A 17,056-nucleotide genomic window follows, 5' to 3' on the forward strand; every position below is an offset into this window, starting at 1 on the left:
CGAGCCTAGAAAATCGAACGACCGGAAGGCTTCTTCAATCCTGATCACTTCGCCGGACGGTCGCGCACCACGCGCTCGCCCCGTTCTCGTCGTGGAACAGCGTTCGGATCGAAGCGGATTCGACGGCCTCGACCGCCCACCCGCTGCCCGGCCCGAACGCCGCCTCGATCTCGGTGCGCGACACCGGATGTGGACCGAGATTCGGCCCCTCATCGCTCAGGCACAGCAGATACAGCGCGCCCCCGACGATGGTCGCGGCCGCCAGGCTCGCGACATAGACCCGCCGCTCGTCCGCATCGCAGGTATGGAACATCCCGCAATCGAGCACGGTGTCGAACCGCCGTCCCAGCCGTTCCAGCGCGAACGCGTCGGCCACCTCGAACTCGGCCGCGATCCCGCGCCGAGCGGCCTTCTCCCGAGCCTGGGCGAGCGCGGTCTCGGCCACGTCCACCCCCAGTACCGGCAGCCCGAGCGCGGCGATGTGCAGCGCATTCTCACCGGTCCCGCACCCCACATCGAGCACGGACCCGGTGAACGCTCCCGCGGCCGCCAGCCGGACGACCACGGGCTGCGGCCCCCCGATGTCCCAGGGCGGGGGACCGTCCCGATACGAGGCGTCCCACGGCTGCCCCGTCATGCGCTCGTGACTGGTCGGCTTCCGATCGTCGGTCACGACCTCATCGTGGCACTTTCACGGCCCGCCCGGAAGCCGCCGCCGCCCCGCGTGCACCTCCTCGACGAGGTCCTCGTAAGCGACGGCCAATTCCGCGAGATGTTCCCACGCATGGCCGAGATCGACATCGTGCGATCCGGAAAGGGCGGCATAGGCGATCGCGGTATAGCGCGCGACCCGATCCACGACCGCGCCGATCGTCTCGGTGTGTACGCGAGCGGCCCCGTGCGCGGGCGGAAGCGAACGGGTGACGCAGTCGTCGATCTCGATGACGAGGTCGATCCGTTCGGTCTCCAACTCGATCACCTCGAAACCGTCGACAGCCAAGCGTCTTTCGTGAATGTCGGTGAGCCGATGCGCGACCCCCAGTATGGGATGGCCGTCCGTATCGACTCCCCGACACGCGTGTAGCAGTTGGTTCTTGGTGGGCAATGGATTCATGAGCAGCAAAGTTCCCCCAGTTCTGTCCTGGTTTCGCGAAAGTTGTTGTGGCGGAGTGGTGTTCCCGTTCTCGGCGGGCCTTCAGTGTTACTCTTTCCCCGAGCGGGGTGGTAGTTCTCACAAGTTCTTTCGGCGCGATCGGGCCCTGGTTCCACGCGGGCCCTTCCCCATTCAGGCAGACGATTGAATAGCGAGGCTAACGATGGGTTCGACTCTTGCCAGCCGTGCACTCGGCCGACAGCTGCAGAAGTTCCGTGAGCGAGCGGACGTTTCGAAGAACTCGGCCGCGAAGGCCGCCGAGACATCGCCGCAGACATATGGACGATTGGAAGACGGGGTGAAGCACAACCCCACCAACATGATGATCAACGCCCTCTGCGACAAGCTGCGGGTGAGCGACGACGAGCGGCGGTTGCTGTTGGCGCTGGGGGAGGAGGTGCGGAGGGAGCGGGCGTCGGCTGGGAAGTGGTGGCGTGCGTATATCGACGGTGCGCAAGTCAACTTCGATCATTATCTGAGCCTGGAGCAGAACGCTCGCCGCGTAACCACTCTCCAGATCGGGCTGCTGCCCGGATTGCTTCAGACCGAAGCATATCGACGACAGCTCGCGTGGTCCGGCCATCCGACGTGGACGCCGGAAGAAGTGGCTCGACGAGTTGCGCTCCTCTCGATTCGTCAAGAACGGCTCGAGGATCCAAAATTCCGGTACGAGACGATAATTCCCGAATGGCTCCTCCGTCAGCAGACCGGCGGTCCGGGGGTGATGGGCGATCAGCTGCGCCATCTCTTGGCCGAGGGTGAGCGACCGAATGTCTTGATCAGGATCGTTCCGCTCGCGGCAACCGATCCCATCGTCGGGATTGCCAGTTCGTTTGTATTGCTCGAATTCGGGCCGCTGCCCTTCACCAAGTTGATAGAGCAGCCAGTGGTCTTCGTCGAAGGGTTCACCGGGGCTCTCTACCTCGAGACGAAAGACCACCTCGACCCCTACGAGGAAGCCCTTGGCCGAGCCCGGCGAGTAGCGTTGGACGAGGCTGCAAGCCGGGACTTGATACAGGCGGTCTTGAGGGAGTGCTACGAGTGACCAGTGATCTATCGAGGGCAATGTGGTTCACGTCGAGTCGAAGTCAACCGAACGGAGAGTGTGTCGAGGTCGCTCACCTCGACGGGGGCATGGTCGGCGTCCGTGATTCGAAGGACCCCTCCGGTCCCGCGCTCATGTTCCTGCCCGGCGAGTGGGATGCGTTCACCGCGGCTGTCAGCGATGGACGTCTCGGCCCAAACTGACTGACCGGCAGCGTGATTGAGGCTACGGCGTAGTCGTCCTCGCGACTACGCCGTACCCAACTCGCTCTCTTCCCGTACCGCCACCCCCGAATCCACCAGGATCGAAGCCAACAGCTCCCGCGACCGCCGCAGATCCGCCGCTACCGCGTCCACCCGATCGATCTCCGACCGCAGAATCCCCACCACCTCGGCGCACGGATCGATCCGGGGCACGGCATCGCGCGTGCACGGCAGCACGCGGCGAATGACCTCGGTGGTCAATCCGGCCGCGAGCAGCGCTCGGATGCGCAGCACCGTGCCGACCGCGCTCTCGTCGAAACTGCGGTAGCCGTTGCCCTTCCGCGCGGCCGTCAGCAGACCCTGCTGCTCGTAGTACCGCAGCGTGCGCGTGCTACTGCCGGTGCGTTCCGCCAACTCGCCGATTCGCATCCTCACCTCGCGCTCTTGACCTTGACGCTGATGTCAATGTTTACCGTAGCCGCCATGCGTATCGGAATCTTCACCGGCGTCACGGACGAGAGCCTCGGCCCGGCCGAGTTGGGCCGGGCGGTCGAGGAGCGCGGCTTCGAATCCCTCTTCGTCGCCGAACACACCCACATCCCTGTCACCGTCCGGACGCCCAACCCCGGCGGCGGCGACATTCCGCACGACTACTACCGCAATCTCGACCCCTTCGTGAGCCTGTCCTTCGCCGCCGCCGCGACCACCCGTCTGCGGCTCGGTACCGGGGTCGCCCTTGTGGTGCAACGCGATCCGATCATCCTCGCCAAGGAGGTCGCGAGCCTGGACCGCGCCTCCGGCGGCCGTTTCGAACTGGGCGTCGGCGCGGGCTGGCTCCGCGAGGAGATTCGCAACCACGGCACCGACCCCCGCACCCGGCTCGCCCTGCAACGCGAACGCCTCCTCGCCATGACCGCCATCTGGACTCAGGAGAAGGCCGAATTCCACGGCGATTGCGTCGATTTCGACCCCCTCTATTCTTGGCCCAAACCCGTACAAGACCCGCACCCGCCGATCTGGCTCGGCGGCTGGGGCCCCACCACCCACACCCGCATCCTCGACCACGCCACCGGCTGGCTGGCCCCCGTCGGCATCCCCCTGGACGAGCTCGAAAAGGGCATCGACCAACTGCGGGAGCTGGCCGCCCGCGAAGGCCACCCACCCGTCCCCGTGATCGCGACCCTGTTCGACCCTCGCCCCGACGACCTGAAACGCCTGGCGGAGTTGGACATTCACCGCGTACTCCTGGGCATCGTCCCGGTCCTGCCACCCACGGAAACCCTGCGCGAACTGGACCGCCTAGCCGAGATCACGGCCTCGCATCGCTGAAATCACCCCTGCCGCAACAATTCCCGGCACAACCGATCCGCGCGCCGCGTGGTCTCCGGCTGCCGATACCGAGGAGTCAACCCGAGCACCGCCGCGCAGGCGGTGTCCAGGTCGATCCGATGCCCAACCGACACGAACACGGGCTTCACCCCCGCCCGCGTCCGCAACGCCCGCCCGACCACCTCGTTCCCGACAACGACATCACCGGTCGCGCCCCGCTCCGCCCCGGGCTCGGTGTACTCACCCCACACGGTTTTGGCGACCCCGACGGTCGGCAGCCCCGTCAGCACACCGACATGACAGGCCAGCCCGAACCGCCGCGGATGCGCGACACCCTGCCCGTCGCAGATCAGCAGATCCGGTGTGCTATCGAGCTTTTCGAGCGCCGCGACGGTGACCGGCAACTCCCGGAACGCCAACAACCCCGGTACATAGGGAAACTCGACCCGCCCCCGCGCCGTGGCCGTATCGACGACCTCGAACGTCTCGGCGTCCAAGACGACCACGGCCGCAACCGCATTCCCATCCTCGTCGTACGCCGAGTCGAGTCCGGCCACGGTACGGAACCGCTGCGGGCCGCGGCGAACCTCGACCAGCCCGCGCAACCGATCCTGCACCGCCACAGCCGCGTCGATGTCCGTCGGCAGCTCCACTTCCCGTGCGAGTCGCATTCCCGCACGGTACCGGGCTGCTCGGCCCATGTTGACAGATCGGTCAGGCTATCTGACAATCTAAGTCAGGGAAGCTGACTACTTCACCGGCGACCAACGCGACTCGCACGCAGTGGTCCCATGCATGGATCTGGGGGTAATTCTCTTGTCGCGCAAACTGATTCACCGCGTCGTGGGCGTCTTGGCAGCCGTCGTGACGATACTGACCGTCCCGGCCGCGACCGGCCTCGCCACACCCGGACACCCCACGAGACGCCACTGCCCGTTCGAGCCGACCAATCTGATCGCGACCCGCTGGTACCTGCTCGACGCGGCCGATGGCGAACTGGGCTGCCCGATCACGGGCGAGCTTGTGCCCGACCACATTCCGCCCGGCTTCCCGCCGGGCATGGGCGAAGCGCTCCGCCAGGAGAGCAGGCATCAGGTGTTCGAACACGGCGACATCGTCTGGTCGCCCCATCAAGGCGGCGAGATGACCGTCGCGGTGGTCACCGGCAACGGAGGCGGCGTCTACGTCGAATGGGGCCCGTCGACCCCGTTCTCCTACGATCGCTTCATCGTGAGCGTCGACGGCAGCCAGAACAACACCCCGGGCGGACTGGGCGGCTCGACCAGCCGTTCCGCCGGTCCGGGCATTCATCTGGTGACGGTCGAAGGCTGCGACGGCCACTCCACCTGCCGCCAGGGCTGGACGGTCCCGGCGGAGGTCCGGGTGCCCTGACGCGCCTCACCGCGAGCGCAGGTACTCCTCGTGCTCGCGGTCCTCGGCGTAATAGCGCTGGGTGAGCGTGGCGAGGCGGTGGATCTCGGCCGACATGCGCTGCGCGTCAAGAGGTTTGGCGATGATGGGGTCGCCGGTCTTCACGTAGTAGCGGCCGTCCTCGTAGTCCATCCACCAGAAGGAGCGGCCCGGGGTCGGGCGGGAGTCGACGGCGCCGCCCGCGAGGACGGTGACCTCGCCGATGCCGAGGCGTTCGCGCTTGAAGACGCCGTTCAGGCGCTCGATCGCGCTGTGCGACACGGCGATCGGGCGGTCGCGGTCGGCGGCGATCTCCTCGCGCCGGACCTCGAGCGGCGGCTTCGCCCCGGGCCCGCGCGGCGGCAGAGCGGCCACGGCCCGCTGTGGGACGTGCGCCGAATCCCCGTATGTCACAACGACATCCGAACCGATGTCCTCGCTGGGACCGGGCAACTGAGTCAACGAAGCACCCTCGCCGCCGCGCAACACCCCGTGGAACCGAATCACCTCCGACAGCCCCGCACCGGTGAACCCCTTCATCTCCACCCGCACCTCGGGTTCGAGCAACGCCCCGATCGCCCGCGGCAACTCCTCGCTGTACTTCCCCAGCAACCCCGCCACGGCCTCCTCCCGCCGCCGCTTCAACTCCTCGAACTCCACATCCTCGGGCCGAAACCGCAACGGATACGGCAACCGATCCCGCCCATAAGCGGCCCAAAGGATTTCGAACTCCTGCCCACTGAACCGCCAACTAAGCACTGTCGTAATCCCCACCGATCACCGGAGGCACAGCCCTCCGATACTCCCCGATCAACTCCTCCCCATGCTCCTTCGTGATCAAATAATCCGGCGTCCCCTTCTCCCGCTCATCCTCCTCCTTCCCATGCGCCCCCGGCGCCCCCATCCCCGGAATCCCCATACCCTGCTGCCCCGCAATCCCCGCCCGAGCCGCCGCAGGCGTGACATTGGTCCCCTGCGGCCCACCGGGAATGCTGCGCCCAGGGGCGTTAGCGGCTGTCCCACCGCCACCTCCTGACCCACCACCCCGACCTCCCGGCCCGGACCCGATCCGCCCGAACCCACCTCCACTCGTCCCGCCGGACCCACCGCCCGAGGACGGCCCACTCAAACCGGCTGGGCTGGTACTGGTTCCGCCCCGAGAGTCTGTGGTGCTTCCGGGCGTCGCCGACTCCGACCCGACAGAACTCGGCGCAGTACTCGCAGGCTGAGTCCCTTGCTCCGACCCACCCCCGGCCGTCCCGCCACCTTGATCCTTCGATTCCTCGGGACCGCCACCACCCCCGGACGCCGGACCACCGTCATTGCCGGTCCCACCACCGGTTCCGCCATTGCCCCCACCGCTGTCATTGCCCCCACCGCCACCCGAATTGCCGGGGCCGACGAAATCGGTGCCGGGAACGACGGGGCCATCGGCGATCTTGGGTGGTGTCGGGAGGACTGGGACGCCTTTATCGGTCTGTACGACTACCTGGCCGTAGACCGTGCGAAGAATTCGGCGGGCTTCCTCGGTCTGCTCCTCGTTGTTGTAGTCGTCCGTCTTCATGACGCCGTCTTTGGGGAGGGTCTTCGTGCGCACATCGGGACGTTCGGTGATGCCGGGGAACAGGGCTTGGGTCTGTTCGAGTCCGGTGTGGGCCTCGGCCAGTTTCAGCCCGATGACCTGAGCGGCCGATACGAGGTCGTGTGACTGAGTGGTGTAGTTGTTGACCGCCGTCGTGGCGGCCGTAGCGGCTTCGCCCGTCCAGCCGGTATGCGCACCATCTCCGCTGACCGTGCGGGCGAAGCTGCTGTTGAACGCATTAGACGCGGCCATCAAATTCCACCCGATATCACGCCAGCCGTCTGACAGGGCACGCACTTCGTCCGGCCGCATCTCGCTGACTCGCTTGCGCATCTCCTCCAGTGAAAGACCCTCGTAGATCTCGCAATAATTGATCACGGTCGGATCGAAGTCCCCCTGGAAGGTGGAGTCGAACGTTCGTGTCTCGCCATAGATTCGTTCCCGCTCCTGGTTCCATTGTTCCTGAGCGGCGATGATGCGGCGCTGGTAGTCGTCGTACGAACTCATGACGCGCCATCCGTCCGACGATACTGGTCGGCGTTCTGCTGGTCCTGCTCGACGAAGTTCGAGACAGCCTTGGCCACAACCTCTTTGGCGGTCTTCACCACGTCGATGTGCTGTTGCAGAATCGCGACGAGTGACTTGTCGCTACCGAAGGCTTTCGTTTTGAACTTCTTCTCCAGATCCACGCCCGACTGGAACGTGCCGAAACCTCCCAGGAAGCGAAAGCGGTCCGCGGCGCGAGCGAGCGCGTCCAGGCGATCCAGGTAGTCGTCGCAGACCTTGTCGAGACCCTTACCGATCTCCGGATCGAGCGTCAGCTTTCCAGAGTTGGCCTGTCCCAGCAGGTTTCGCCAAGCGGCGGGATCAACCCCCTCTATCACGATCCCCTCCTCAACTTCCGGGTAAATACTTGACCAGGTTCTCCGCGTGATGCCGAACCTCGACGCATGGGTCCCCCTGCTTGCCTACCGAATAACGAGTCTGCGCCTCGTAGGTGACACTGCCCTGGCGGAGACCAACCGCCAGGAAGCAGTACAGCCGGTCCGGATCGTCCTTCCACGAGAACTGGACTGCGTCGAGGGAGCCCACCTTGGTCGGAGTGAGGCCCTCGAAGTCCGTTCGGTTTCGGATGTCCTGGAGGGATTTGTCGGTTGAGTAGATCGTGAGGTCGTACCACTTGGCGTCGGAGCGCCAGCCGCACGTCTTGGACCCGGGGAATTGATTTCCGAGAACTCCCGATTCCTTGGTGGCTGGATCGAGACCGGTCCCGGTGAGCGCCGACTCCGGTAGCGTGCACGGGTCCCACAGGCTCGCGGCCCTGTCCGTCGTCGTAGCGGCCGAGCTGGTCCCGTTCGTCGGAGTGCCCTGCCCGGATGAATCATCCTGACACCCTCCCACCAGCACCAACGCCCCCACAACCAGCCCCGAGACCACCCAACGCCCCGCCATAACGCGTCCCCTTCCCGAGAACCCCACCGTCCGCCAGCACATTACCGCCCACCACCTTGGACGCACCCCGCCCACACCAGGTTCCCGTGTCGCCCCACTCACACGCCGCGCCCTCCCCACCCCCCACTAGACTCGGCAACGAACAGGCAGCACGCAGACGAAAGCGAAAGTAGGCAGCCGAACGTGAGTGCCATTGCATTGGGGATGCCGTCCGCGCCGGCGGCGGTCCTCGCACCTCGGCGCAAGACACGTCAGTTGATGGTGGGCAAGGTCGGGGTCGGGAGCGACTTCCCGGTGTCGGTGCAGTCGATGACCACGACTCGGACCCACGATGTGAATTCGACCCTCCAGCAGATCGCGGAGCTGACCGCGTCGGGCTGCGACATCGTGCGGGTGGCGTGCCCACGGCAGGAGGACGCCGACGCGCTGGCCGCGATCGTGACCAAATCGCCGATTCCGGTGATCGCCGACATTCACTTCCAGCCGCGCTACATCTTCGCCGCGATCGACGCGGGATGTGCTGCGGTGCGGGTCAATCCGGGCAACATCAAGGAATTCGACGGCCGCGTCAAGGAGGTCGCGCAGGCGGCCGCGGCGGCGAACACCCCCATCCGCATCGGCGTCAACGCCGGTTCGCTGGACAAGCGGATGATGGAGAAGTACGGCAAGGCCACCCCCGAGGCGCTGGTGGAGTCCGCGCTGTGGGAGGCGAGCCTGTTCGAGGAGCACGGCTTCGGCGACATCAAGATCTCGGTCAAGCACAACGACCCCGTCGTCATGGTCGAGGCGTACCGGCAGCTCGCCGCGCGCTGCGACTACCCGCTGCACCTGGGCGTCACCGAGGCCGGTCCCGCCTTCCAGGGCACGATCAAATCGGCCGTCGCGTTCGGCGCGCTGCTGAGCGAGGGCATCGGCGATACCATCCGGGTCTCGCTGTCCGCGCCGCCGGTCGAAGAGGTCAAGGTCGGCAACCAGATCCTGCAATCGCTGAACCTGCGCCCGCGCAAGCTCGAGATCGTGTCCTGCCCGTCGTGCGGCCGCGCCCAGGTCGACGTGTACACCCTCGCCAACGAGGTCACCGCCGGACTCGAGGGTATGGAGGTGCCGCTGCGGGTCGCGGTCATGGGCTGTGTGGTCAACGGTCCGGGCGAGGCCCGCGAGGCCGACCTCGGCGTGGCCTCCGGCAACGGCAAGGGCCAGATCTTCGTCAAGGGCGAGGTCATCAAGACCGTGCCCGAGCACCTGATCGTGGAAACCCTCATCGAGGAGGCACTGCGCTTGGCCGAGGGAATGAACGACGACGCGGGAACCGGTGAACCGGTCGTCACGGTCGGGTAGACCGCAGCCGACCAAAAACCAGCACGTTCGCCTTCTTCGTGGCAGGCTGTGAACGTGCGGAGTGTGCTGGAGCCGAGCCGCCGGACCCGCGGTTCCGGAGCCCGTCAGCTTGCGAGTCGCGATCTGCCCCAGGTGCTGCGAATCCTCGACAGCGACCCGGTGGCCAGCTGCATGGTCGCCGCGCGGCTGCAGGAGTACGGATTGGACGCGCGCGGCGGCTACGGCGAGCTGTGGAGTCGCGGCGGCCCGTCGGCGTCGCTGTGCTTCTCCGGCGCGAATCTGGTTCCGCTGCGCGGCGGCGCCGACGATCTGAAGGCGTTCGCCGAGCGCGCGGTGCGCTGGCCCCGGCTGTGCTCGTCGGTGGTCGGCCGCCAGGAACTCGCGCTGCCGCTGTGGGAGATGCTCGCCGATCAGTGGGGTCCGGCCCGCGAACTGCGCGCCGAGCAACCGCTGCTCGCGCTCGAGGGACCCGCCCTCGCGCCCGCCGACCCGAAGGTCCGCCGCGTGCGCCCCGACGAGCTGGACCGCTACCTGGTCGCCGCCGTCGCGATGTTCACCGAGGAGATCGGCGTCGACCCACGCGCCGGAGACGGCGGTCGCGGCTATCGCCGCCGGGTGTCGAGCCTCATCCAATCCGGCCGCGCCTGGGCACGTTTCGAGGACGGTCAGGTCGTGTACAAGGCCGAGGTCGGCGCGCAGTCCCGCCGCACCGGCCAGATCCAGGGCGTCTGGGTGCATCCCGAGTGGCGCGGCCACGGCCTCGGCTCGTCGGGCACGGCCGCTGTCGCGAATACCGTTGTCGCCTCGGGCCGCACGGCCAGCCTCTACGTCAACTCCTTCAACGACGCCGCCCGCCGCGCCTACGCCAAGGTCGGTTTCCGCCAGGTCGCGACCTTCGCCACCGTTCTGGTCGACTGAGCCGAGTGTCGCCCGGTCCCGCCCCCACCGCACTGACTACCATTTGCGCGTGCCAGATCGAGCCACGCGGACGGGGGAGAGCCGCCCCGCCAGGGTAGGGGAATCGCTCCTCGGCGCATGTCTCGCCGTGCCGACCGCGATCGCGCTGGTCGTCGGGCTCGGCGGCTGTTCGGTGACGCCCTCGGGTCCGCTGCCCGTGGCGGAGACCTTCGTCGGGGCGTTCGCCCGCAAGGACGTGCGGGCCGCCGCGGAAGTCACCAACCAGCCCGAGAAGGCCGGGGCCGCACTGGGTTCGGCGTGGGAGAAGTTGCAGGCCGAACAGATGACCGGCCATGTGGGGGCGGCGCAGGTGAACGGCGACACCGCGACCGTGGACTACACCTACGAGTGGCGACTGCCGAAGAACCGAACCTGGACCTACACCGGCCAATTGCAGATGGGCCGCAGCGAGGGCCGCTGGCAGGTGCGCTGGACCGCCGCGGAGATCCACCCCAAACTCGGCAACACCCAGACCATGGAACTGCGCGCCCTGCCCGCCCCCCGCGCCCGGGTGAACGAGCGGGCGGGCAGCGACGTCCTGGTTCCCGGTGTGCGACACGAGATCTCGTTCACCCCCGCGGCCGCCTCCGACCCCGCCGGGCTCGCCGCGCAGCTGTCGGAGGCGCTCATCCGCTTCGACCACAAACTCACCCCCGAGGCCCTCCTCGATCCCGCGCACGCCAATCCCGTTGCCGCCCTGACGGATTGGGAGTTCGAGCAACTGAACCCCGACCTGCTGAACCAGCCGGGCGTCCGCGAGGAGCGACAGTGGGATCTCGTCGCCAGCGACCGCGCCTTCGCCCCCGATCTCATGTCCCACATCCGCAAGACGGTCATCGACGAGGTCGACGGCAAGGCGGGCTGGAACGTGGTCACCGTCAACGCCAACGGCGTGGACACCGACGTGCTGAAAGAGGTTGCGCCGCAACCGGCCCCGTCGTTCTCGCTGAGCATCGACCGCACGGTGCAGAACGCCGCGCAGAAGGCCGTCGACGGTCGCGCCGAACAAACCGTCATGGTCGTGCTGCAACCCTCCACGGGCGCGTTGCTCGCCATCGCCCAGAACAAGGCCGCCGACGCCGACGGCCCGGTCGCCACCTCCGGCCTCTACCCGCCCGGCTCGATCTTCAAGACCGTGACCGCCGCCGCCGCGATGACCGCCGGGGTCGCCACCCCCGACACCGTGCTGCCCTGCCCGAGCACGATCGTCATCGGCGACCGCACCATCCCCAACTACAACCTCTTCACCATCGGCGACGCCCCGATGTCCCAGGCGTACGAGCGGTCCTGCAACACCGCCTTCGCCGAGCTGGCCAGCCGCCTGAAACCGGATGCGCTCACCGACGCCGCCGCCCGGCTCGGCGTGGGCCCGGACTACACCATCGCCGGGCTGACCACGGTGTCGGGTTCGGTGCCCGCCGCCGACGAACTCGTCCTGCGCACCGAGAACGGCATCGGCCAGGGCAAGGTGCTGGTCAGCCCGTTCGGCATGGCCCTGGTCGCCGCGACGGTCGCGCACGGCTCGGCGCCGACGCCGTATCTGATTGCCAATCATCCGACGACCGTGAACGGGGAGCGGCCCGCCCTGCCGCCGACCGTGGTGGACGGGCTGCGCTCGATGATGCGCAAGGTCGTCACGGGCGGCACCGCCGAACGGATCGCCGATCAGGGCGAGGTCTACGGCAAGACCGGGGAGGCCGAGGTGGACGGCGGGTCGCACTCGTGGTTCATCGGCTATCGCGGCGATCTGGCCTGGGCGACGCTGGTCGTGCGCGGCGGGAGCTCCGACAACGCGGTGGCGGTCACGCGCGACATGCTGGCGGCCCTGCCGCCGGGTACGGCCTGACGAAAACGGCCGGGTGCCCGAAGACACCCGGCCGCCCGCGCGGACAGCCGCCGATCATCGGGATGAACGCGTCCCGTCGGCGGCCGCCGAATGAGATTGGGGTACAGGGCCGGACATCTCCGCGGAGGAGGGGTCTCCGATCAACTCGACGACGCCGGCGCCGGCCAGGATCATGCCCACGGTCAAGAGGGCCAATGTCGAACGCTTCATGGTCTTCTCCCTTGTGGGTGAGTGAGATCGAAGGCTCGAACGAAACGATTCGCCGACTGTTCGCCGACGTGGAAAACGGTAGTCCCCGGGCGCGGAAGGATTCAACCCCTAATCTTTCCAGGTGGACATTCCGGGCATGTCCGGCGGGTTCAGCGGTCCTGTTCGCTGCGCCGCAGGCTCGCCGCCAGATGATGCTGCTCGGGCTGGCCGACGGCCGCCATCCGCAGCGTGTAGTCGATCGTGTCTCCCGACAGGTGGATCGAACGGCCCAGTGCGGTAACCAGTTTCGCGGTCGCGCTGCACCCGAGATGCGTGGAGCCCAGCTCCATGCGCAGCCCGCCGTTCGCGACGTCGAGGGTGCCCTCGCAGATCTCGGTGATCCCGGTCGGATGCGCCAGGATCAGTTCGATGCGATCGGGTCCCGCGCAGCGCAGGTAGCCGGTCTCGGCGTGCAGCGAGCGGCCGTCCCCGGCGTGCCGCGTGCGTTGCCGGTAGGTGAGGAAGGGACGCCCGACGTGCCCGAAGTGGATTTCCTCGTGGTAGTCGAACGATTCGATGGTCGGGTACTCGCCGTGCCCGGAGCCGCGCCACGTGCCCAGCAGGGGGGCGAGATGAGCGATATCGGGGTGGGGCGCGACGGGGGGTTGGGCTTCGAGCACGGCGGACAGCATAGTGGGCGGTCGGGCCCGGGGTGCGTCGGCGACGCGCCGAGCGCCCGCATTCCGGGCAGGGGGACTTGACGGGCTGCATATCCGGCGGTTCTCGCGATGTGTCTGTTGAGATATCGGACAGGGAGGTGACCGTGACGATCGAAGTGCCCCGGCGGCACGCGCTCGCACAAGGCTGGGTGCTCGCGCTGCGCCTGATCCGGCCGTCGGTGCGCAACGGCGAGGTGATCACGGCGATCCTCGCCCCGACCGTGTTCACGCTGGGCTTCTACGTACCGCTGAACCGGGTGATGACCTTCATCGGATTCGGCCTGAGCAGCTACGCGCAGTTCCTCATGCCGATGATCGTGATGCAGGCCGTGTCGTTCTGCGCGACGGCCGCCGCGGTCCGGGCCGCCAACGACGCCCGCGACGGCCTGGACGCGCGGTTCGCGACCATGCCGATGCCGTCGGTGACCCCGCTGCTCGCGCGCACCGCCGCGACCGCTTACCGCATCGCGCTGTCGCTGGTGACGGCCCTGCTGTGCGGGCACGTCATCGGCTTCCGGTTCTACGGAAGCTGGTGGCACACAGCCGGTTTCCTCGGATTCGCCATGCTGGTCGGGGTGATGCTGAGCGTGCTCGGCGATCTGCTGGGCACGCTGTCGAAGAGTCCGGAGGCGACCAGTCAGGCCCTGGTGCTGCCGCAGCTGATCCTCGGCATGGTGTCCACCGGATTCGCGCCCGCGAACCAATTCCCGCACTGGATCCAGGGTTTCGCGCGCGATCAGCCGGTCTCGCAGTTCGTGTTCGCCCTGCGCGCGCTCGCCGGGGACCGTTCGGGCCGGGCGGGCGCGGTGAGCTGGGGTGTGGTCGGGCCGGGGCTCGCGTGGACGATGGCGGGGCTGGTGGTCTTCGGCGCGGCCGCGGTGCTGGTGGCCCTCCGGAGGCAGCGATGACGGCCGTCGACCTGCCCGTGGTGCGCACGCGCACCGAGTCCTGGCGGCACGCGCTGCCGCAGACGATCCTCGAGACGCGGCGGTTGCTGATCCGCTGGCGGCGCGACCCGCTGACGATGGCGCAGTCCCTGGTGTTCCCGGCGGGCCTGCTGATCGTGCTCAATACCGTGTTGGGACGGCAGATCTCGGCGTTCTCCGGGGTGAGCGCGCTCTATGGCTCGGTGCCGATGGTGACGCTGGTGTCGGCGATGTCCGGCTCCCTGGCCGGGGCGATCACCCTCGGCCGCGAACGCGACGCCGGGCTGCTGGCCCGGATGTGGGTGCTGCCCGTGCATCGGGCCGCGGGCCCGGCGGCGCGGGTGCTCGCCGAGGGAGTGCGCATCCTGGTCTGCACGCTGGTGCTGTTCGGCGTGGGCATGCTGCTGGGTTTCCGCTTCCGGCAAGGGTTTCCGGCCGCGGTCGCGCTGGTGTGCGTGCCGGTGGTGTACGGCATCGGCTTCGCGACGCTGGTGACGGCCGTCGCCGTGTACTCCGCCAAATCCGCTCTGGTGGAGGCGATCTCGCTGGGCTCCTCGCTGCTGATGTTCTTTTCGACCGGTTTCGTGCCGCTCACCGCCTACCCGGCATGGGCGAAGCCGATCGTGGCCCATCAGCCGATGAGCCACGCCATCGACGCCATGCGTGGACTGTCACTGGGCGGCCCGGTGCGCGACCCCCTGCTCGCAACGCTGACCTGGTCGCTCGGCGCGATCGTCGTATTCGCGGGTCCGGCGTTCCTCGGCTATCGGCGCGCCAGCCGCCGCTGATCACTTCATCCCGTGCGCGACCTCGGTGATCATCTCCGCGGAGTCGCGCGGGCTGAGCGCCATCGCGCGCAGCTGGTCGAACATGACCCCGAAGCGGCGAATCTCGTTGTGGCCCTCCACGATATCGTCGCCCGCGATGCCCTCGACGTAGACCAACTCCGGATCGGCGGGATCGGGGAAGTCGAGCACCACGAACGAACCGACCATCGCCGGATGCGCGCCCGCGCCGAACGGCAACACCTGCAAAATCACATTGCGCTTATCGGACTCCTCGGCGAGCCGCAGCAGCTGTTCGCGCATGACATCCGGCCCGCCCACCACGCGCCGGATCGCGGCCTCGTCCAGCACCACCCACAACTCCAGCGGATTGCCGTCACGCACCAGCACTTTCGAACGCTCCACGCGGGCACGCAACCGCTGCTCGATGACCGACGTCTCCACCTTGGGCATGGCCGTGTCCAGCACCGCCCACGCGTAGCGCTCGGTCTGCAACAGCCCCGGAATGAACGATGTCTGGAACAGCCGCGCCGACAGCGCCTCGGTCTCGAAGTTGATATAGGCCGCGTACACCTCCGACACGGCCGCCTCGAACGGCCGCGACATCCCGGGCTTCTGCGCGTCCGACAACAACTGCAACGCGTCCGTCCGCGCCGGATCCTCCACGCCGTACAGATCCAGCATCGCCATCAACGTCCGCCGCTGCGGCCGCGCCTGCGCCGTCTCGATCCGATACAACGTGGTCACATTGATCCCGGTCCGCGCGCTGACCACTTCCTTGCTCAGCCCCGCGTGCTCCCGCATCTCGAACAACAGCGCCGCCAACCGCCGCAACCGAACGGTCAACACCGTGCGCTTACCCGCCATAGCGCGAACTCCTCCCGGTCGCCCCGTGCGCCCGCGTCATCGAGAGCACCCCGTGCGCGTCGAGCCTCGACGTACCGTCGTGAACTCCCCACGAGCGCGTCAGCCTCGACGTACCACCGTGAACTCCCCACGAGCGCGTCAGCCTCGACGTACCATCGCGAGCTCCCCACGAGCGCAACGGAAGTCGGGTCATGGGGCGAGAGCATACAGCGCACCCGGCGAACACGGCGGCGACCTGCGGGAATTCACCGATTGGGCTGATATGCCCCATCTTTCGGGAATGTCCGTTGCCTGCGGGTAGCCATCGTGACCTTTCTGTGCTCCCATCTGGAGATTTCACGGTTACTGTCGGGTCTGGGCGTCTCGTTGCCACGGCCGGGAACCGCACCGGTCGGCGGGCCGTACCGTCCGAAGGAGGCGATCTGCATGCCGGTGTGTTCCACGCGCGACGGAGTCGACATCTACTACAAGGATTGGGGGTCCGGCCGCCCGGTGGTGTTCATCCACGGCTGGCCGCTCAACGCCGACGCCTGGGACGACCAGATGAAATGCGTCGCCGACGCGGGCTACCGCGGCATCGCCCACGACCGCCGCGGCCACGGCCGCTCGGCCCAGCCGTGGGACGGCTACGACTTCGACACCTTCGCCGACGATCTGAACGACCTGCTGACCTCGCTCGACCTCCGCGACGTCACCCTGGTCGCGCACTCGATGGGCGGCGGCGAACTGGCCCGCTACATCGGCCGCCACGGCACCGACCGGATCCGCTCCGCGGTGCTGCTCTCGGCGATCCCGCCGCTCATGGTCCGCCGCGACGACAATCCGGAGGGCGTCCCCGACGAGGTGTTCACCCAGATCAAGGAGGGCATCCTCGCCGAGCGCTCGCAGTTCTGGCACGACACCTCCGAGGGCTTCTTCTCCGCCAACCGCCCCGGCACCAAGGCCACCCAGGGCAACCGCGACGCCTTCTGGTTCATGGCCATGCACGAATCCATCCAGGCCGGGGTCAAATGCGTGGACGCCTTCGCCTACACCGACTTTACCGACGACCTGAAGAAGTTCGACATCCCCACCCTGATCGTCCACGGCGACGACGACCAGGTCGTCCCGCTCGAGGCCACCGCCCGCCGGGCCGCCCACATCATTCCCGACGCCACATTGACCGTCTACGAGGCCGGCTCCCACGGCATCGCCCTGGTGCCCGGCGACAAGGAGCGCTTCAACGGGGACCTGCTGACGTTCCTGCGGGACTGAG

At 67.8% G+C, this 17,056-nt stretch carries 20 protein-coding genes; 10 read left to right on the forward strand and 10 right to left on the reverse strand.

Going from position 1 to position 17,056, the window contains the following annotated elements:
* Positions 1-34: 34 nt before the first annotated feature.
* Entirely contained in the window at positions 35-637 is a 603-nt protein-coding gene (locus ACWDSJ_RS23355; protein ID WP_450034401.1) for a class I SAM-dependent methyltransferase, read from the reverse strand.
* Between the two features lie 54 nt (positions 638-691).
* Complete coding sequence (locus tag ACWDSJ_RS23360; protein ID WP_450034227.1) at positions 692-1,000, reverse strand: DUF4254 domain-containing protein; 309 nt, start codon at positions 998-1,000, stop codon at positions 692-694.
* Between the two features lie 316 nt (positions 1,001-1,316).
* Here ACWDSJ_RS23360 and ACWDSJ_RS23365 point away from each other — a divergent pair, with 316 nt between their 5' ends.
* Both ACWDSJ_RS23365 and ACWDSJ_RS23370 read left to right on the forward strand, forming a co-directional pair.
* Positions 1,317-2,198 (forward strand): helix-turn-helix domain-containing protein, encoded by an 882-nt coding sequence (locus ACWDSJ_RS23365; RefSeq protein WP_450034228.1) that lies wholly within the window; start codon positions 1,317-1,319, stop codon positions 2,196-2,198.
* A 20-nt stretch (positions 2,199-2,218) separates the two neighbouring features.
* Positions 2,219-2,401, forward strand: coding sequence for a DUF397 domain-containing protein (locus ACWDSJ_RS23370; protein WP_450034403.1), 183 nt, complete (start codon positions 2,219-2,221; stop codon positions 2,399-2,401).
* Between the two features lie 45 nt (positions 2,402-2,446).
* Here ACWDSJ_RS23370 and ACWDSJ_RS23375 read toward each other — a convergent pair whose 3' ends face one another.
* Positions 2,447-2,830, reverse strand: a complete 384-nt coding sequence (locus tag ACWDSJ_RS23375) for a MerR family transcriptional regulator (RefSeq protein ID WP_387356969.1) — start codon at positions 2,828-2,830, stop codon at positions 2,447-2,449.
* Positions 2,831-2,884: 54 nt separating this feature from the next.
* On the opposite strand from ACWDSJ_RS23375, the gene ACWDSJ_RS23380 reads away from it, so the two are divergent.
* Positions 2,885-3,730 (forward strand): LLM class F420-dependent oxidoreductase, encoded by an 846-nt coding sequence (locus ACWDSJ_RS23380; RefSeq protein WP_450034230.1) that lies wholly within the window; start codon positions 2,885-2,887, stop codon positions 3,728-3,730.
* A 2-nt stretch (positions 3,731-3,732) separates the two neighbouring features.
* Here ACWDSJ_RS23380 and ACWDSJ_RS23385 read toward each other — a convergent pair whose 3' ends face one another.
* Positions 3,733-4,401, reverse strand: coding sequence for an endonuclease V (locus ACWDSJ_RS23385; protein ID WP_450034232.1), 669 nt, complete (start codon positions 4,399-4,401; stop codon positions 3,733-3,735).
* Positions 4,402-4,594: 193 nt separating this feature from the next.
* Here ACWDSJ_RS23385 and ACWDSJ_RS23390 point away from each other — a divergent pair, with 193 nt between their 5' ends.
* The gene (locus ACWDSJ_RS23390) at positions 4,595-5,122 is read left to right on the forward strand and encodes a hypothetical protein (RefSeq protein WP_387356050.1); all 528 of its coding nucleotides are present in this window, start codon (positions 4,595-4,597) and stop codon (positions 5,120-5,122) included.
* A gap of 6 nt (positions 5,123-5,128) precedes the next feature.
* Here ACWDSJ_RS23390 and ACWDSJ_RS23395 read toward each other — a convergent pair whose 3' ends face one another.
* Genes ACWDSJ_RS23395 through ACWDSJ_RS23410 form a run of 4 tightly spaced genes read right to left on the reverse strand, consistent with a single transcriptional unit; the run spans position 5,129 to position 8,174 of the window.
* Positions 5,129-5,899 carry an ESX secretion-associated protein EspG gene (locus tag ACWDSJ_RS23395; protein ID WP_450034234.1) on the reverse strand — a complete coding sequence of 257 codons (771 nt, stop codon included), beginning with the start codon at positions 5,897-5,899 and terminating at the stop codon, positions 5,129-5,131.
* Positions 5,892-7,229: a hypothetical protein gene (locus tag ACWDSJ_RS23400; RefSeq protein ID WP_450034236.1), complete on the reverse strand. Its 1,338-nt coding sequence runs from the start codon at positions 7,227-7,229 to the stop codon at positions 5,892-5,894. The genes ACWDSJ_RS23395 and ACWDSJ_RS23400 overlap by 8 nt, the downstream gene beginning before the upstream one ends.
* A complete protein-coding gene (locus ACWDSJ_RS23405; protein ID WP_450034237.1) occupies positions 7,226-7,606 on the reverse strand; it encodes a hypothetical protein in 381 nt (126 codons plus the stop codon). Before ACWDSJ_RS23405 ends, ACWDSJ_RS23400 begins: the two co-directional genes overlap by 4 nt.
* A 10-nt stretch (positions 7,607-7,616) precedes the next feature.
* Complete coding sequence (locus tag ACWDSJ_RS23410; RefSeq protein WP_450034238.1) at positions 7,617-8,174, reverse strand: DUF3558 domain-containing protein; 558 nt, start codon at positions 8,172-8,174, stop codon at positions 7,617-7,619.
* A 204-nt stretch (positions 8,175-8,378) separates the two neighbouring features.
* Here ACWDSJ_RS23410 and ispG point away from each other — a divergent pair, with 204 nt between their 5' ends.
* The 3 genes from ispG to ACWDSJ_RS23425 all read left to right on the forward strand — a co-directional run bounded on the left by ispG (position 8,379) and on the right by ACWDSJ_RS23425 (position 12,315).
* Positions 8,379-9,512: a flavodoxin-dependent (E)-4-hydroxy-3-methylbut-2-enyl-diphosphate synthase gene (gene ispG, locus ACWDSJ_RS23415; RefSeq protein WP_387356971.1), complete on the forward strand. Its 1,134-nt coding sequence runs from the start codon at positions 8,379-8,381 to the stop codon at positions 9,510-9,512.
* 54 nt (positions 9,513-9,566) lie between these two features.
* Positions 9,567-10,430 carry a GNAT family N-acetyltransferase gene (locus ACWDSJ_RS23420; RefSeq protein WP_387356055.1) on the forward strand — a complete coding sequence of 288 codons (864 nt, stop codon included), beginning with the start codon at positions 9,567-9,569 and terminating at the stop codon, positions 10,428-10,430.
* Between the two features lie 127 nt (positions 10,431-10,557).
* Positions 10,558-12,315, forward strand: a complete 1,758-nt coding sequence (locus tag ACWDSJ_RS23425; RefSeq protein ID WP_450034406.1) for a penicillin-binding transpeptidase domain-containing protein — start codon at positions 10,558-10,560, stop codon at positions 12,313-12,315.
* 359 nt (positions 12,316-12,674) lie between these two features.
* Here the strand turns inward: ACWDSJ_RS23425 and ACWDSJ_RS23430 are convergent, their stop codons facing one another.
* Positions 12,675-13,196, reverse strand: a complete 522-nt coding sequence (locus ACWDSJ_RS23430) for a peroxynitrite isomerase (protein ID WP_387356056.1) — start codon at positions 13,194-13,196, stop codon at positions 12,675-12,677.
* 131 nt (positions 13,197-13,327) lie between these two features.
* Between ACWDSJ_RS23430 and ACWDSJ_RS23435 the strand changes: the two genes are divergently transcribed.
* Together ACWDSJ_RS23435 and ACWDSJ_RS23440 are read left to right on the forward strand one after the other, a co-directional pair.
* On the forward strand, positions 13,328-14,131 hold the full coding sequence (locus tag ACWDSJ_RS23435) for an ABC transporter permease (RefSeq protein ID WP_450034240.1): 804 nt from the start codon (positions 13,328-13,330) through the stop codon (positions 14,129-14,131).
* Complete coding sequence (locus ACWDSJ_RS23440) at positions 14,128-14,937, forward strand: ABC transporter permease (RefSeq protein WP_450034242.1); 810 nt, start codon at positions 14,128-14,130, stop codon at positions 14,935-14,937. Before ACWDSJ_RS23435 ends, ACWDSJ_RS23440 begins: the two co-directional genes overlap by 4 nt.
* Here the strand turns inward: ACWDSJ_RS23440 and ACWDSJ_RS23445 are convergent, their stop codons facing one another.
* Positions 14,938-15,801, reverse strand: coding sequence for a helix-turn-helix domain-containing protein (locus tag ACWDSJ_RS23445; RefSeq protein ID WP_450034243.1), 864 nt, complete (start codon positions 15,799-15,801; stop codon positions 14,938-14,940).
* Between the two features lie 426 nt (positions 15,802-16,227).
* On the opposite strand from ACWDSJ_RS23445, the gene ACWDSJ_RS23450 reads away from it, so the two are divergent.
* A complete protein-coding gene (locus tag ACWDSJ_RS23450) occupies positions 16,228-17,055 on the forward strand; it encodes an alpha/beta fold hydrolase (RefSeq protein WP_450034244.1) in 828 nt (275 codons plus the stop codon).
* Position 17,056: the final 1 nt, after the last annotated feature.

It is taken from the genome of Nocardia sp. NPDC003482 (assembly GCF_053588115.1).

Bases quoted from the DNA above. Each gene is read 5' to 3' on its own strand.
- ACWDSJ_RS23355 (WP_450034401.1), bottom strand. From the start codon at position 637: ATGACGGGGCAGCCGTGGGACGCCTCGTATCGGGACGGTCCCCCGCCC.
- ACWDSJ_RS23365 (WP_450034228.1), top strand. From the start codon at position 1,317: ATGGGTTCGACTCTTGCCAGCCGTGCACTCGGCCGACAGCTGCAGAAG.
- ACWDSJ_RS23370 (WP_450034403.1), top strand. From the start codon at position 2,219: ATGTGGTTCACGTCGAGTCGAAGTCAACCGAACGGAGAGTGTGTCGAG.
- ACWDSJ_RS23375 (WP_387356969.1), bottom strand. From the start codon at position 2,830: ATGCGAATCGGCGAGTTGGCGGAACGCACCGGCAGTAGCACGCGCACG.
- ACWDSJ_RS23380 (WP_450034230.1), top strand. From the start codon at position 2,885: ATGCGTATCGGAATCTTCACCGGCGTCACGGACGAGAGCCTCGGCCCG.
- ACWDSJ_RS23385 (WP_450034232.1), bottom strand. From the start codon at position 4,401: ATGCGACTCGCACGGGAAGTGGAGCTGCCGACGGACATCGACGCGGCT.
- ACWDSJ_RS23400 (WP_450034236.1), bottom strand. From the start codon at position 7,229: ATGAGTTCGTACGACGACTACCAGCGCCGCATCATCGCCGCTCAGGAA.
- ACWDSJ_RS23410 (WP_450034238.1), bottom strand. From the start codon at position 8,174: ATGGCGGGGCGTTGGGTGGTCTCGGGGCTGGTTGTGGGGGCGTTGGTG.
- ispG (WP_387356971.1), top strand. From the start codon at position 8,379: ATGCCGTCCGCGCCGGCGGCGGTCCTCGCACCTCGGCGCAAGACACGT.
- ACWDSJ_RS23430 (WP_387356056.1), bottom strand. From the start codon at position 13,196: ATGCTGTCCGCCGTGCTCGAAGCCCAACCCCCCGTCGCGCCCCACCCC.
- ACWDSJ_RS23440 (WP_450034242.1), top strand. From the start codon at position 14,128: ATGACGGCCGTCGACCTGCCCGTGGTGCGCACGCGCACCGAGTCCTGG.
- ACWDSJ_RS23445 (WP_450034243.1), bottom strand. From the start codon at position 15,801: ATGGCGGGTAAGCGCACGGTGTTGACCGTTCGGTTGCGGCGGTTGGCG.
- ACWDSJ_RS23450 (WP_450034244.1), top strand. From the start codon at position 16,228: ATGCCGGTGTGTTCCACGCGCGACGGAGTCGACATCTACTACAAGGAT.